A 14051-nucleotide genomic window follows, 5' to 3' on the forward strand; every position below is an offset into this window, starting at 1 on the left:
CAATCCCAATCATAACCGCGTATTTCTTGACATACAATAGAACAATATCAATCGGGGAGTTCTTATGAAAAAATCCAGCCCTTTTGTACAAGGTACATTAATTTTAACAGCCGCTAATATTTTTTCCAGATTTATTGGATTCTATAATAGAATATTTCTGGCTGGATTAATTGGTGCCCACCAGATGGGAGTCTATCAATTAATTTTTCCTATTTACCTGGTGGGTTTTGCCCTCTGTTTTCACGGATACGAGACTGCCCTGTCTCAGATCGTCGCCGCCCAGATGGCTAAAGGCCGTCCGGAAAACTGCAGAAAAATACTGAAGATCACTTTAGCCGTCACGATCCTGCTCTCTGTGATCTGTGCCTGTTTCTTTTATTTCTTTGCCGACGAGCTCTGCATGAAATTTCTCCACGAAAAAGACTGCATCCCCTGCCTCAAAGCCGCTGTCTTTGCTATGCCGTTTGTGGGTGTAAAAGCATGTATCCATAGTTACCACATCGGTCTCGGCAAACCCGGCCTCCCGTCCGTCTCTCTTTGCATTGAGCAGATTTCCCGGATATTGGGCATTTATGCAGTCTCTGTCACCTTCTTTTTAAAGCTTGAGACACCCGCGTTAATTGCAGTACTCGGCATGGTAGCCGGGGAAATGGCTTCCTGCCTTTACACTGTCATTTATCACCTTTTAAAGACAAAACGGCAAAGCAGCGGGCTGCCTGCGGCTTCTTCCAGAAAGCTTTTTGGCAGCCTGCTCTCATTAAGTTTTCCTCTGACCTGCAACTCTCTCTCCATCACACTGCTGCAGAGTCTGGAAAACATTCTGATCCCGCTGATGCTGACCAGGTTTTACTGCAACCAACACTATTCGGTAGAGGTATATGGAATCCTGACCGGAATGGCGATTCCTTTTATCAACTTTCCGTCCAGCATCACCAACTCTATCTCGGTGATGCTTCTTCCGAAAGTGTCAGCCGCGACAGCGGAACAGGATTACCGCACATTACATAGGGCCACCAAATACTCCCTTTCCTTTTGCTTTCTGCTGGGGATCGTAAGCTTCTTTTTATTTTTTACTCTGGGGCCGTCGATCGGACTGATAGTATTCCACAGCAAAGAGGCAGGCATGTTCTTAAGGATGCTCTCCTTTTTGTGTCCGGTGCTTTATCTTTCCGGAACTCTGTCCAGTATTTTAAACGGCCTTGGGAAGACCAAAACCACGCTGTTTAACAATTCCGTCTCCCTCCTGCTCAGGATCGCTTTTATCGTATTTGTGGTCCCGCTGGTAGGGATTAACGGATATCTCTGGGGACTGATGGCAAGCACTCTTCTGGTGGTCATCATGCATTACCGGAAAATAAAATGAACCCCATACAGCTCCTGGCTTTTAAAAGCAAGAAAGGAACCTCTTTTTTCAGAGATTCCTTTTTTCTTACCGTTCTTCCCGGAAATAGTTTGTCCCGCAGGATGCCGGCTGATTATTTTCTTTTGACTGTCTTACAGAGGAAATTACAAGTACAAGCGCCGTAATCACGAATGGGAGCATATCATAAAATGCATTCGGTATACTGATGATGCTCTTCGGCACATAGTATTTCAGAACACTGAAGCAGCCGAAAGCCAGAGATCCATAGATCGCTTTCACCGGACTCCACGATGCAAAGATGACAAGTGCAACAGAGATCCAGCCCAATCCGTTGACACAGTTGCTGATCCAAACACCTCCGCAGATGATCATGGCCGAATAGGCTCCTCCGATACCGCAGATTCCTCCGCCGATCAGTACGTTGATATACTTGGCGCGGATAACTCTGATCCCGGCCGCATCTGCAGCCCCGGGATTTTCTCCCACTGCCCGGACATTGAGCCCGGTTTTTGTCTTCTGCAGATAGTACCAGCAGATCACGGCTGTCACAATACCGATATAGACAAAGATATTGTAGGAAAACAGCAGTTTTCCCAAGACCGGAATATCACTCAGCACAGGGATATGCAGATTTGCAATCTGTGCAGAAATGTGTTCCGGCAGTTTTAATGACTGGGTGGCAGAGTGATTCAGCATATATTCGCCGATAAAGTTTGCAAGACCCACTCCAAATATGGTCAGTGTCAGTCCGGTTACATTCTGATCCGCCATAAACGTAATCGTGAGGACCGCATAGATCAGCGCCGCGGCTACTCCGGCAGCAAATGCGGCCAGAAGGGCAAACACCACATTGTCTGTCTGATAGCCGACCATAAATCCTGCACATGCACCTATTGACATCATGCCTTCTACACCCAGGTTCAGATGTCCGACCTTTTCGTTCATGATCTCACCGACCGTGCCAAACAGCAGAGGCGTGCCGGCCAGCACTGCTGCCACAAACAGATTCAATACCGTATTCATTTTCCGGCACCTCCTTTTCTTCCGACAAATTTATAACGAACAAAAAACTCACATCCGAGAACAAAAAACAGGATGATTCCCTGAAGAACATCCGCGGAATAGCTGGAAAGCCCGTAGGTAGACTGCATCACACTGCTTCCCTTCTCCAGAATACTAAACAGGAAAGACACGATCACGATTCCAGCCGGATTCAGGCGTGCCAGCCACGCTACGATGATCGCCGTAAATCCGACTCCTCCTGCCACAGAGGTTGCCAATGTCATGTCGGAGCCCGTTGCCTGCACCATACCCGCAATACCGCAGATAGCACCGCTGAAAAACATCGTCCGCAGCATCACACGCTTTACCGGAATTCCTGCATATTTGGCTGTGGCATGGCTGTCTCCCACTACGGAGATCTCATATCCCTGCTTCGTATATTTCAGATAAATATAAACGATCGCAGTGAGCACCAAAGCAATGATCCAGCCGGCCTGGACACCCAGAACCGAATCCAGCTGTGCGTTAATATCAAACCTTGCGATCTTCGGAAATCCGGAGGAAGCCGGATCTTTCCACGGACCGTCTCTCAGATACACGATCACATTCAGGGCGATGTAATTCAGCATCAGCGTAAACAATGTTTCATTGGTATTGAACTTCGCCTTGAAAAACGCCGGTATCAAGCCGAACAGCCCTCCCCCGATCACACTGAATAAAAACATAACGATCAGCAGAAGAACATGAGGCATCGCATTTTGATACAGCGCAAAATAGGTGGCAAAAATTGCTCCCATAATGATCTGCCCCTCTGCCCCAATATTCCAGAACCTCATCTTAAACGCCATAGTAACGCCCAGAGAAGAGATCAGCAGCGGTATCATGATGCGGATCGTAGCCTGGACTGCCATCTCACTCCGGAAGGCTCCGCTTATAATCGTCTGATACACAGTAAATGGGTTAAAACCGATGATCAGAAGGAAGATCCCTCCTGCCAGCAGGGCAAGCAGCACGGAAGCAGCGCGCAGGATCATGGTCTTTTTTTGTGACAGCTCCGCCCGTTTCACTGTACGCAGCAGCGGCTCCCTTCCTGTCTTCTTACTTGCTTCCATCTGTGTTCTCCTCCTTCTTCTCTTTCGTTCCGTTTACCCCTGTCATTAGCAGGCCGACTTCTTCTTTTGTCGTCTTTCTCGCATCCACGATACCGGAGACCTCTCCATGACAGAGTACCAAAATGCGGTCGCTGATAGATAAGAGCACATCCAGGTCTTCTCCCACCAGCAGCACTGCCACACCCTTTTTCTTCTGCTCATTGAGAAGGTCATATACAGTATAAGAAGAATTGATATCCAGTCCGCGGACCGGGTAGGCAGTAAGGAGTACATTCGGCTCTGCGATGATCTCTCTGCCCAAAAGTACTTTCTGTACGTTCCCTCCGGACAGCATCCGCACCGGCGTATCCACACTCGGAGTCAGGATGCCAAGTTCCTTCACCATTTCTTCTGCCATCTTCCTCGGCGTTTTCCGGTCTATAAAAATACCTTTCTGATCCTGGTAGTGTTTCAGGAGGACATTGTCCACCATCCCCATAGACGCCACCAGTCCCATGCCAAGCCGGTCTTCCGGCACAAAGGAAATGCGGATGCCGCGGCTTCGGATGTCCTTAAACGTCATGCCCACCAGTTCTTCGTCTCTGTGAACGATGCTTCCTTCTTTGATCTCCGTAAGCCCCGTGATTGCCTCACACAGCTCTTTCTGGCCGCTTCCGGCGATCCCCGCCACTCCTAAGATCTCACCTTCCATCAGTTCAAAATTCACATCGGTAAGTCCCGGTGTGCCGTCCGGACGGTCGACATTCAGATTCCGGATGACGATTTCGGGAACTGCATCGGCCTTCCTTTCGGGACGGTCGATCTCCAGTGTCACAGGACGTCCCACCATCAGTTCTGTCAGCTTTTTCTCATCGCTGTTCTTTGTGTCCACAGTTCCGATGCTCTCCCCTTTTCGGAGAATCGCAACACGGTCGCTGATGGCCAGCACCTCATTCAGTTTATGGGTAATGATGACGATGGCACAGCCCTGCTCTTTCATTCTCCGAAGAATTGCAAACAGCTTTTCTGTCTCCTGGGGTGTGAGCACCGCCGTCGGCTCATCCAGAATCAGAATACTTGCTCCCCTGTATAAGACTTTCAGGATTTCCACAGTCTGTTTTTCGCTGACCGACATGTTGTAGATCTTCTTTTCCGGGTCGACCTCCAAACCGAATTTTGAACTGATCTCCTCGATCTTTGCTTTCAGCTCTTTCGGCCGGATTCTCTTCTCCTTTGTCCCAAGTACAATGTTGTCCATCGCACTGTGCACATCTACCAGCTTAAAATGCTGGTGGATCATGCCGATTCCCAGTCCGATCGCATCCGTCGGAGAATTGATGGAGACTTCCTGTCCTCCGATCCTGATGGTTCCGGAATCCGGGTGGTAGATCCCGGAGAGCATGTTCATCAGAGTCGTCTTTCCTGAACCGTTTTCTCCGAGCAGGGCAAGGATTTCACCATATTTTACATCCAGATCTACGTTATTGTTTGCCACAACACTCCCAAAAGTCTTTCGGATGCCTCTGCACTCTATGGCATATGTATCCTTCTTCTCCTGTGCCATTTCATCACCTCGTATCATGTGTTTTCTGCCTCTCTTCTTTCATTGAGTTCCAAGAAAGAAGGGCACTGCCTTCTGATTCAGAATATACAATGCCCTTCTCATTCATCCATGACTCTCATGGAAATTTCTGCTGCGCTGCTTATTTTACAACGATGTTTTTGAAGTACCAGTTGATTTTTCCTTTGATGTCTTCGTCGCTTAAAGTTTCGCCCTTTTTGCCGACCTTCTTGCCGTCGTTGGTCTCGATGACACCGTCAAATACATTGAAGTCGCCGGAAAGCATCTTTTCTTTTGCCTCCTCGATCTTCTTTTCCGTACCCGGAGCGATCAGTTTCTTGTTAAGCGGAGCGATGTCAACCAGTCCCTCTTTCATGCCGCCGTAGTAAACTTCCGGCTTCCATGTTCCGTCGATGAGTTCCTGAACTGCCTCTGTATAGTAAGCACCCCAGTGCCAGATCGTAGATGTCAGCGTAGCTTTCGGAGCATCTTTTGTCATATCAGAGTTATATCCGACACCCCATACGCCTGCTTTTTCCGCTTCCAGCTGTGGGTTCGGCGTATCACAGTGCTGTCCGATCACGTCACATCCCTGGGAGATCAGGGCTTTTGCCGCATTTGTCTCTTCATTCGGGTTAAACCAGCTGTTTGTCACTTTTACATATACTTTTGCCTTTTTATTTACAGAGTAAATACCCATGGCAAACGCATCCACGCCTCCGGTCACCTCGGCATTGTCCTTGCCCATAGCCGCAACATATCCGATCTTGTTGCTCTTCGTCTTAAGGCCTGCCGCGATACCGCTTAAATATCTTGCCTGATAGATTCTTCCGAAATAGTTGTTAAAGTTGGAATCATTCTTCTTATATCCGGTTCCGTGGGAGAATACTACATCAGGATACTCTTTTGCCATAGCTTCCATCGTGTCCATGTAGCCCCAGCTTGTACCAAAGATCACGTTGCATCCGTCTTCGATACACTCTTTGATCGCAGTCTCTGTCTTAGTCGGGTCTGTGTCTGTGATATTGGTCTTGCGCACGATCTGATTGTCTTTCAGGCCCAGCTTCTTCTGCATTGTTATGATACCCTGATCATGTGTGTAAGTGTACCCTGATCCCTCGGAAGGGTCGGAAATATGGATCACTCCGATCTTGAGATCTTTTTTGGCAATCTTGAACTGTTTTTTCTCCTCCTTCTTGTCAGTTGTCGTCTTCTTGGAACCGCAGCCTGTCATCAATCCAAGGACAAGCACTAACGACAAAATAATACCAGTGACTTTTAAAACTTTTTTCTTCATGAACCTTCCTCCTTCTGCCTGGCTTCCGTCTTGTGCACGGATGCCAAAACTGCGCCTGTGCGCATTAAATGATATTAAAATTATAACAAAAGCGCCTGTCCACTGCAAGATACTTTTGCCTATTCAGGTCTCAAATGGCAGGCAATATAAACTTTTCTTTTGCATCAAAAAATCCGGTGAAAGCAGCCTCTGAAAGCTGCCCGCACCGGATCTTGCTGTTTTGTACTCATATTCCGCACATATCAGCGGATACGGTCAGGGAATCCCACTTTGTGCTGTACCTTTCTCAAGGTCTTCGCTGCATAGTAAGAAGCCTTTTCCCCATTATCTTTTATGATCTTATTTAAATAATCTTTATTCTTCATAATGTCGTTATAGCGTTCCTGAATCGGCCGCAGTTCTTCCACAACCACTTCTCCAACCCGCTCTTTCAGCTTTCCGTATCCCATGCCTTCAAATTCAGCCACTGCTTCCTCGGGTTTCTTTCCGTTGATCGCGCAGTAAATATCCAGCAGATTTTTAATGCCTGGCTTTTCTTCTGAATAAGCAATACATGCCTCGGAGTCCGTCACCGCCTTCTTAAACTTCCTCATGATCGTGTCCGGATCATCCAGAAGCAGAATGTGTGCATTGGCATTCTCGTCAGATTTGGACATCTTTTTCTCCGGCTCCTGAAGGCTCATGATCTTCTGTCCGACTTTGCCGATATATGCTTCCGGAATCGTGAATACATCACCGTATATCTTGTTAAATCTTTCAGCAATATCTCTGGTGATCTCCAAATGCTGCATCTGGTCTTTTCCCACGGGCACCACATCAGACTGAAACAGCAAAATGTCTGCTGCCATCAGGACCGGATAAGTGAAAAGTCCTGTGTTGATATTTTCCGGATGCTTCTGTGACTTATCTTTAAACTGAGTCATCCGGTTCATTTCCCCCATATAGGTAAAGCAGTTTAAGATCCACATGAGTTCTGCGTGTGCCGAAACGTGTGACTGGTAATAAATACAGTTTTCTGCCGGATCAAGTCCTGCCGCTATATAGAGTGCCAAAAGGCTCCTGGCCCTTTTTCTCAGCTCCGAAGGCTCCTGTCTTACTGTGATGGAATGCATGTCCACAACACTGTAAAAACACATATACTGATCTTTATCAATGTCCACCCAGTTTTTTAATGCTCCCAGGTAATTGCCCAATGTAATAGTACCGGTGGCCTGCATGCCACTGAATAATGATTTCTTTCCGTCTAACATCTGTCGTTCCTTTCTTCCATAAATTTTCTCTGGATTCATCATATCATATTGCAGGAAAGTTTCCAAACATTCAGCGCAATCTTTTCACAGAACTTTTCAGTCAAGTCCGGAAAATCAATGTGTGATTTCATATCCATGATCCGCTAGAACACGGACGGCTCTTTCAAAGTTTTCGGCTTTGGTCAGTATATAATCCGTATTATAAGTAGAAATAACAAAAATCCCGATTTTGTGATCGGCCAGCATGGAAGATATTTCAGCCAAAATCCCAATCAGAGAAAAATCAAGGATTCCCTGTATCCGGAACGCCCTCCAGCCGTCTTCTCTCTCGATCATGTCGTCAGGCATAAACTCCGTGGGGCAGACCAGTGAATTCTCCTGGTCGGTTTTAGCAAAAAAGCAAAACTCATTTTGTAAATCTGCCTGGGAAACATCGTGAAGCTTACCGATGGAAAAATCCTGTTTTAAAATCTTTAGTTCCATTTTGTATTACCTCCATATTTCAATTTATATGTTCCTGAAATATTTAAAAAAAAGAGACGGGTAGCCGAGTAACCCGCCTCATAATCTCTAGTGTTTCAGTGCCTCTTAACTCCGCATAAAATTGTACTTTTTATAATAACCTTATTCTTATTTACCATTTTCTCATGTAAAAGAGGGCCTACATCTGCAAACGTTTAACATGACTAATCCCAATGAATGTCTTCATGCAAAATTGTAGCACTCCTGTCTGCTTTTGCCTCTGCAATTGCTTCAATCTCATCCGGATCAGGACTCACTTCCGGAATAAATTTCAAAATTACCTTGTAAATTGTATCTATATCCTTTTCATCTATCATGTCAATCAAATTCTTTATTGTTTCTCTGCTCATTGTTTACACCTCCTAAAGCCTCTTATATGCTTTTCCCCTTGGTCTTATCTCATTTATTGTTATTATATCATTTTCAAACGTAAATAACACACGCAAATTACCAACCCCTAATCTATACTCACACTCATATCCAGTTAATTTTTTTACATCACCGAGCGGTAATTTCTCAATGCTGTCTTTCAAGCGTCTTTTAGTTGATTTATCACAACTATTTATGTATTTAACAGCTTTCTTTTTATATTCTATTTTCATTGTACCAACCCCTTTCTTGGTACTGTAAGTATATTTCATGATTCTACTTTAACATATTTGGAATTTAAAGTAAATCATTTTTTTGTAAATATATGTAATAAAAAATCTCGTTAAAATTATTATATCAAAATCATTTTCCTATTCTTCATACAAAGCATTCAAGCAAAAAAAACGACTCAAACCCGCATAAAATCAAGGTTTGAGCCGTTTCTTACGATAAGCTGATGACGGGAGTTGAACCCGTGACCTCCTCACTACCAATGAGGTGCGCTACCACCTGTGCCACATCAGCAAGACCGTTATTAAATTTATCATACCGATCGAATCTTGTCAATATTTTTTCATATTTTTATATAAAATTCTTCCTGATCATTCAATCTCAGACAGCCAAGATTTTCACCGTAGGCGGCTCCGCAGTCAATGGCGATCCTGTGATCCCATTTTGTAATATGAAATGCGGCAGCCTGTTCCCTTGCTTCTTCCGTCAAAGTCCCGGCATAATAAAGCAGTGCACCTGTGGGTGTGTGTCCAAAAACAACGGTATACGGACAGGCAAGGGCAGCATTGAAAAACTCCCTGCGAATCCATAAAAGGTTATCCCGGTCCATCTGTGAAATCTTATCCTCTGAATCTCCCAGTGCTGCATCAATGCCTGCATGAACCAAAAGATAACGCTTGTTCTCCACTGTGATCATCCGGTAAAGAGGAAGCTTTCGCACAAACTCAATACATTGCTCCTGCTCCTTTTTCGGAAACGACATAAGAGAAGCTAACGTAACACCTCCGCCGTTAAAAATCCACGTCTCATACCATGACTCTTCGTCATCCATCGTTCTTAGAAACATATCTTCATGATTTCCCATGAGAAGTTCCATATTCGGCTGTTCCCTTATATATTCCAGCAGCTGGATGCCATCCGGCCCGCGGTCCACCACATCTCCGATAATATATAATTTATCTTCCGGAGAGAAACGGATCTTCTCCAGCATCTCAAAAAAAGCCCGGCCCTGGCCGTGAATATCGGACAACGCATAAACATTCTGCATGTATACTCCCCCTCCGGGTGATTAACTTTCTTCCCCTAATTTTCTGCGGATCCTCTGAATCGCATTGTCAATGGACTTTTTCGGTTTGTCCAGTTTTACGGCGATCTCCACATAATTCTCTCCGCTCAGATAAAGTTCCATCACATCTTTCTCAAAACTGCTGAGCTTTGTCTCAATTTTCTTATAATAGTCAGAGATGTTTTCCTTTTGTATCAGAACCTGTTCCGGATTTGTGTCTTCTTCCATAAACTGGTCTTCCTCTCCCTGTTCATTAAACAGTGAGATATAATTGTTCAATGGACCGTGTTTCTTTCTCTTGGAAGCCGTCACCGTCGTATAAATCTGCCGTTTTACACAAAGTGATGCAAATGTAGAGAAGGAGGCGTTCTTTTCGTCATCATAATTTTTTACAGCTTTAAAAAGACCGATCATCCCTTCCTGGATCAAGTCCTCCTCATCGGCTCCGGCCAGAAAGAACTTCCTGGATTCCCTGCGCACCAGTCCCCCATACCGGTTCAGAAGAAAATCCATCGCCCGATCGTCACCGCTTTTTATCTCATTTAACAGGTCCCTGTCAGAATAATGTTCAAAGTCTTTCATAGTTCCCCTATTTTAAAAGCCTCTGCCTCACGATCTCATAAGCCAGCACGCCGGCTGCAACCGATGCATTCAGAGAATCAATATCGCCGTTCATCGGAATAGAAGCGGTATAATCACACCTCTCCTTCACAAGGCGGCTGACACCGCTGCCCTCGTTTCCGATGACCAGCCCAATAGGACCGGTTAAATTCTGGCGGTACATCATGTCCCCGTCCATATCAGCACAGACAAACCATAATCCCCGCTCCTTCAGTTCTTCCATCGTATTTGACAAGTTGGTCACTTTGACCACCGGGGTATAATTCAGCGCTCCTGCGGATGTTTTTGCCACCGTCGGGGTCAGTCCCACTGCCCTTCTTTTTGGAATGATAACGCCATGGGCTCCGGCAAGATTTGCTGTTCTTATGATAGCTCCCAGATTGTGAGGATCTTCAATACCGTCCAGTAGAATAAAAAACGGATCTTCCTTCTTTTCCTCTGCCCTGGCAAACAGATCTTCCATCTGTCCATATTCATAGGCCGCAGCCATTGCGACTACGCCCTGATGATGTTCCTTTGTAAGCTGATCCAGACGTTCTTTTTCTACAAAATTCAGAACTGCGTCTGTCTTCTTTGCCTCCCGGACGATCGTCCGGACGGGACCGTCCTGGCATCCGTCCAGAATATAGATCTTATCAATGGGCTTTCCCGCCCTCAGTGCCTCCAGCACCGCATTTCTTCCCGCCAGCAGATATTCTTCGTAACTCATTCATTTTCTCCTACATCTAATCCAATTTTAATCAGCTCCAAAGCCCGTGCCGTCCTCCCGGATAAGTACAGATATCCGATCAGGGCTTCGACCCCTGTGGCCATCCGGTATTCCACGATCGAAGCATTTTTTGCGGCCGTAGCAGATTTGGCATTTCGGCCCCGCTTATAGACGGCTGCCTCTTCGTCTGTGAGCTTTTCTTTAATATTATCATAAACCCCTGCCTGAGCGGAAGCTTTCACCAGACTGCTGGATTTTTTGTGATACTTATTCACACTCATGTTCCCTTCAGAGATAACCAGTGTCCGAACGGCGATCTCATAGACCGCATCTCCGATGTAGGCGAGCCCAAGGGGTGAGTAAGCCTTAGGGTCCATTTGAGGCAGGTCAAGTCCCTTCGTCATAAACTCAATTAAGCTCGTTTCCATTTTACGCCTTCTCTTGTATCCTTTAAAATAATCCCTTTTTCCAGCAGTTCGTCTCTGATCTCATCTGCTCTGGCAAAATCTTTTTCTTTTCTCGCCTGCTGCCGTTCCTCAATCATCCTTTCAATCTCTTCATCCAGAATATCTTCTTCCTGCTTTGTCTCGATTCCGAGTACTCCGCACAGCGTTTCCATGGTTTCCAGGAGCTTTGCCGCATAATCAGAGGATGACTCTTTTACGGTTGTATTGGCCAGCTTCACAAGTTCAAAGATGGCAGAGACCGCATCCGCCGTGTTGAAATCATCTTCCATAGCTTCCTCAAACTTGCCGACCAATTTCCTTGCTTCTTCAAGATTAGCCTCTTCTTCTTTTCCTGCAGCTGTCTCCGGTTTATCGGCCTGATCCCTTACAAGATCAATCGCTGTGAGGATGCGGTCCAGTCCGTTCTTGGCAGATTCCACAAGCGTATCGCTGAAGTTCAGCGGATTGCGGTAATGTGCGCTCAGCATGAAAAACCGGATAACCTGCAGCGGATATTTTTCACTGATCTCTCTGACAGTAAAAAAGTTGCCGGCCGATTTGGACATCTTTTGATTGTCGATATTTAAGAACCCGTTGTGCATCCAGTAGTTTGCAAAACATTCGTCGTTGCATGCTTCACTCTGGGCAATTTCATTTTCGTGATGAGGAAAAATCAAGTCCTCTCCTCCCGCATGAATGTCAATCGTATCCCCGATATACTTTTTCGACATTTCGGAACATTCGATATGCCATCCCGGGCGGCCTTCTCCCCAAGGAGACGGCCATGCAATCTCACCTTCTTTTTTCGGCTTCCAAAGCACAAAATCAAGCGGATCTTGTTTGCCTTCTTCCCCGCGGACTTTAATATCCCTGTGGCCTGCCTCCAAGTCGTCAATGTTCTTTTTGGAAAGCTTTCCGTATCCGTCAAAAGAACGGGTTTTAAAGTAAACCGTACCATTTACTTCGTAGGCATGCCCTTTTTCAATCAAGGTCCCGATCATACGGATCATTCCGTCGATCTCTTCCGTGGCTTTCGGCTGATGGGTCGCCGGCTTCACGTTTAAGCCTTCCATATCTTTTTTACACTCTTCAATGTAACGCTCTGCGATCTCTGTGGCAGATACGCCTTCCTCATTGGCTTTCTTGATGATCTTATCATCCACATCTGTAAAATTTGAGACGTAATTCACATCATATCCTTTATATTCAAAATATCTGCGGACCGTATCAAAGATGATCATCGGCCGTGCGTTTCCGATATGAATATAGTTATAAACTGTGGGGCCGCACACATACATCCCCACTTTCCCAGGGTGTACCGGTACAAACTCCTCTTTTTTTCTTGTCAGTGTATTATAGATCTTCATTCTCTATCTCCTTTCGCAGCATCTTCTACACGTTTGCAGTGCTCCATAAATATATTCAGTGCACTTCTTAACTCAGCGTTTTCTTTTGCCAGCTTCTCAATATCCATGTCAACCGGGTCCGGAAGATCGATCTGGTTGAGCTCCAGGCTCTGAATCCTGGTCCCGTCTCTCTTGATCACTCTGCCCGGCACTCCGACCACGGTGGAGTTGGGAGGCACATCGGAAACTACAACGGAACCCGCTCCTATTTTGGAATTCTTCCCAATCGTGATCGATCCTAGTACTTTCGCACCGGCGCTGATCAAAACATTGTCCTCGATGGTAGGGTGGCGCTTCCCGGTTTCATTTCCGGTGCCTCCCAGCGTGACTCCCTGGTAAATCGTCACATTGTCGCCGATGATCGTAGTCTCACCGATGACAACCCCATGTCCGTGGTCAATAAACAGGCCTTTTCCTATCTGTGCTCCCGGGTGAATCTCAATCCCAGTCTTTCGGGCAATCTTTTGTGATATCTTTCTGGCCTTATAAAAATTTCCTTCCTTATACATACGATGGGTGATCCGATACCAGTATAAAGCCTTTACATAAGGATATAAATATACTTCCTTTTGATTTTTAAGGGCCGGGTCCCGGTCCTTTATGATGTCAAACTGGCTTTTTGCAAACTCTCTAAAGCCCATACTTACCTCCATAGAACAAAGTGGGCAAGCCCACACTTCAACTTCCCAATGACGCAGTCAAATAATTTCCTTACACATCTGTGTACAGCCCGCGGAGCGTTTTTATTTTCACAGGGAAGGTCGCAGAGCTTTCCTAAGTAATAAAAAACTCCGTCTCAAAAAAGAGACGAAGTTATATCCGCGGTTCCACTCTTACTTAAAGTATCCTTGAGGATGCTTTCCCTTAACCTTCCGTTAACGCCGGCCACGTACAGGACTACTGTCGATTCGCCCTGTCTGCTCCCAGAGGCATTCCCAACACATTTCCTAAAAACTGCTTTCAGCCGGTGACAGTTTCTCTCTGTTAGTTCCAGTGTAGGTACTCTTTCTGTTCTGCGCATTTCACTTACCATATAGTTTATGTGCTTTCCATAAAAATGTCAACCGGGTTATTTGATATCCACACGTTTAAAATGTATAACTCCGCCGGCCGCAGC

Annotated in this window: 15 protein-coding genes, 1 tRNA gene and 1 other annotated feature; of the genes, 1 reads left to right on the forward strand and 15 read right to left on the reverse strand. The window is 45.8% G+C overall.

The window, feature by feature from the left end:
* The first annotated feature begins 64 nt into the window (after positions 1-64).
* Entirely contained in the window at positions 65-1363 is a 1299-nt protein-coding gene (locus QVP35_RS03560) for a polysaccharide biosynthesis protein (RefSeq protein ID WP_006565904.1), read from the forward strand.
* Between the two features lie 66 nt (positions 1364-1429).
* On the opposite strand, the gene QVP35_RS03565 is transcribed toward QVP35_RS03560, so the two are convergent.
* From QVP35_RS03565 to epsC, 15 genes are all read right to left on the reverse strand, one after another.
* On the reverse strand, positions 1430-2386 hold the full coding sequence (locus QVP35_RS03565) for an ABC transporter permease (protein WP_006565905.1): 957 nt from the start codon (positions 2384-2386) through the stop codon (positions 1430-1432).
* On the reverse strand, positions 2383-3477 hold the full coding sequence (locus tag QVP35_RS03570) for an ABC transporter permease (protein ID WP_006565906.1): 1095 nt from the start codon (positions 3475-3477) through the stop codon (positions 2383-2385). The genes QVP35_RS03565 and QVP35_RS03570 overlap by 4 nt, the downstream gene beginning before the upstream one ends.
* Entirely contained in the window at positions 3464-5020 is a 1557-nt protein-coding gene (locus tag QVP35_RS03575) for an ABC transporter ATP-binding protein (protein WP_022260804.1), read from the reverse strand. The genes QVP35_RS03570 and QVP35_RS03575 overlap by 14 nt, the downstream gene beginning before the upstream one ends.
* A gap of 139 nt (positions 5021-5159) precedes the next feature.
* Positions 5160-6314, reverse strand: coding sequence for a BMP family ABC transporter substrate-binding protein (locus QVP35_RS03580; protein ID WP_022260805.1), 1155 nt, complete (start codon positions 6312-6314; stop codon positions 5160-5162).
* A 242-nt stretch (positions 6315-6556) separates the two neighbouring features.
* Positions 6557-7564 carry a tryptophan--tRNA ligase gene (gene trpS, locus QVP35_RS03585; RefSeq protein ID WP_022260806.1) on the reverse strand — a complete coding sequence of 336 codons (1008 nt, stop codon included), beginning with the start codon at positions 7562-7564 and terminating at the stop codon, positions 6557-6559.
* Positions 7565-7678: 114 nt separating this feature from the next.
* A complete protein-coding gene (locus tag QVP35_RS03590; protein WP_009290460.1) occupies positions 7679-8047 on the reverse strand; it encodes an ACT domain-containing protein in 369 nt (122 codons plus the stop codon).
* 203 nt (positions 8048-8250) lie between these two features.
* The gene (locus tag QVP35_RS03595; RefSeq protein ID WP_009290459.1) at positions 8251-8436 is read right to left on the reverse strand and encodes a hypothetical protein; all 186 of its coding nucleotides are present in this window, start codon (positions 8434-8436) and stop codon (positions 8251-8253) included.
* Between the two features lie 12 nt (positions 8437-8448).
* Positions 8449-8688, reverse strand: a complete 240-nt coding sequence (locus tag QVP35_RS03600; RefSeq protein ID WP_039930521.1) for a type II toxin-antitoxin system RelE family toxin — start codon at positions 8686-8688, stop codon at positions 8449-8451.
* A gap of 219 nt (positions 8689-8907) precedes the next feature.
* Positions 8908-8980, reverse strand: a tRNA-Thr gene (locus tag QVP35_RS03605).
* A gap of 49 nt (positions 8981-9029) precedes the next feature.
* Positions 9030-9734: a metallophosphoesterase gene (locus tag QVP35_RS03610; protein ID WP_009290458.1), complete on the reverse strand. Its 705-nt coding sequence runs from the start codon at positions 9732-9734 to the stop codon at positions 9030-9032.
* 21 nt (positions 9735-9755) lie between these two features.
* Positions 9756-10334, reverse strand: coding sequence for a sigma-70 family RNA polymerase sigma factor (locus tag QVP35_RS03615; RefSeq protein WP_006565916.1), 579 nt, complete (start codon positions 10332-10334; stop codon positions 9756-9758).
* 7 nt (positions 10335-10341) lie between these two features.
* The gene (gene rlmB / locus QVP35_RS03620; RefSeq protein ID WP_009290457.1) at positions 10342-11082 is read right to left on the reverse strand and encodes a 23S rRNA (guanosine(2251)-2'-O)-methyltransferase RlmB; all 741 of its coding nucleotides are present in this window, start codon (positions 11080-11082) and stop codon (positions 10342-10344) included.
* Positions 11079-11510: a Mini-ribonuclease 3 gene (locus QVP35_RS03625; RefSeq protein WP_006565918.1), complete on the reverse strand. Its 432-nt coding sequence runs from the start codon at positions 11508-11510 to the stop codon at positions 11079-11081. The genes rlmB and QVP35_RS03625 overlap by 4 nt, the downstream gene beginning before the upstream one ends.
* Complete coding sequence (cysS, locus tag QVP35_RS03630) at positions 11495-12895, reverse strand: cysteine--tRNA ligase (RefSeq protein ID WP_009290456.1); 1401 nt, start codon at positions 12893-12895, stop codon at positions 11495-11497. The genes QVP35_RS03625 and cysS overlap by 16 nt, the downstream gene beginning before the upstream one ends.
* Positions 12892-13575 (reverse strand): serine O-acetyltransferase EpsC, encoded by a 684-nt coding sequence (gene epsC, locus QVP35_RS03635; protein WP_009290455.1) that lies wholly within the window; start codon positions 13573-13575, stop codon positions 12892-12894. The genes cysS and epsC overlap by 4 nt, the downstream gene beginning before the upstream one ends.
* 159 nt (positions 13576-13734) lie before the next feature.
* Positions 13735-13959 (reverse strand) — a binding site (T-box leader).
* Positions 13960-14051 lie beyond the last annotated feature (92 nt).

The sequence above is a fragment of the Anaerostipes sp. CAG:276 genome (assembly GCF_000432215.1).
Lineage (GTDB): Bacteria > Bacillota > Clostridia > Lachnospirales > Lachnospiraceae > Anaerostipes > Anaerostipes caccae.

Excerpts from the sequence above, each read along its gene's own strand:
- trpS (WP_022260806.1), bottom strand. The coding sequence starts at position 7,564 with ATGTTAGACGGAAAGAAATCATTATTCAGTGGCATGCAGGCCACCGGT.
- QVP35_RS03580 (WP_022260805.1), bottom strand. The coding sequence starts at position 6,314 with ATGAAGAAAAAAGTTTTAAAAGTCACTGGTATTATTTTGTCGTTAGTG.
- QVP35_RS03615 (WP_006565916.1), bottom strand. The coding sequence starts at position 10,334 with ATGAAAGACTTTGAACATTATTCTGACAGGGACCTGTTAAATGAGATA.
- QVP35_RS03625 (WP_006565918.1), bottom strand. The coding sequence starts at position 11,510 with ATGGAAACGAGCTTAATTGAGTTTATGACGAAGGGACTTGACCTGCCT.
- QVP35_RS03560 (WP_006565904.1), top strand. The coding sequence starts at position 65 with ATGAAAAAATCCAGCCCTTTTGTACAAGGTACATTAATTTTAACAGCC.
- QVP35_RS03575 (WP_022260804.1), bottom strand. The coding sequence starts at position 5,020 with ATGGCACAGGAGAAGAAGGATACATATGCCATAGAGTGCAGAGGCATC.
- QVP35_RS03600 (WP_039930521.1), bottom strand. The coding sequence starts at position 8,688 with ATGAAAATAGAATATAAAAAGAAAGCTGTTAAATACATAAATAGTTGT.
- QVP35_RS03590 (WP_009290460.1), bottom strand. The coding sequence starts at position 8,047 with ATGGAACTAAAGATTTTAAAACAGGATTTTTCCATCGGTAAGCTTCAC.
- epsC (WP_009290455.1), bottom strand. The coding sequence starts at position 13,575 with ATGGGCTTTAGAGAGTTTGCAAAAAGCCAGTTTGACATCATAAAGGAC.
- cysS (WP_009290456.1), bottom strand. The coding sequence starts at position 12,895 with ATGAAGATCTATAATACACTGACAAGAAAAAAAGAGGAGTTTGTACCG.
- QVP35_RS03565 (WP_006565905.1), bottom strand. The coding sequence starts at position 2,386 with ATGAATACGGTATTGAATCTGTTTGTGGCAGCAGTGCTGGCCGGCACG.
- QVP35_RS03610 (WP_009290458.1), bottom strand. The coding sequence starts at position 9,734 with ATGCAGAATGTTTATGCGTTGTCCGATATTCACGGCCAGGGCCGGGCT.
- QVP35_RS03570 (WP_006565906.1), bottom strand. The coding sequence starts at position 3,477 with ATGGAAGCAAGTAAGAAGACAGGAAGGGAGCCGCTGCTGCGTACAGTG.
- QVP35_RS03595 (WP_009290459.1), bottom strand. The coding sequence starts at position 8,436 with ATGAGCAGAGAAACAATAAAGAATTTGATTGACATGATAGATGAAAAG.
- rlmB (WP_009290457.1), bottom strand. The coding sequence starts at position 11,082 with ATGAGTTACGAAGAATATCTGCTGGCGGGAAGAAATGCGGTGCTGGAG.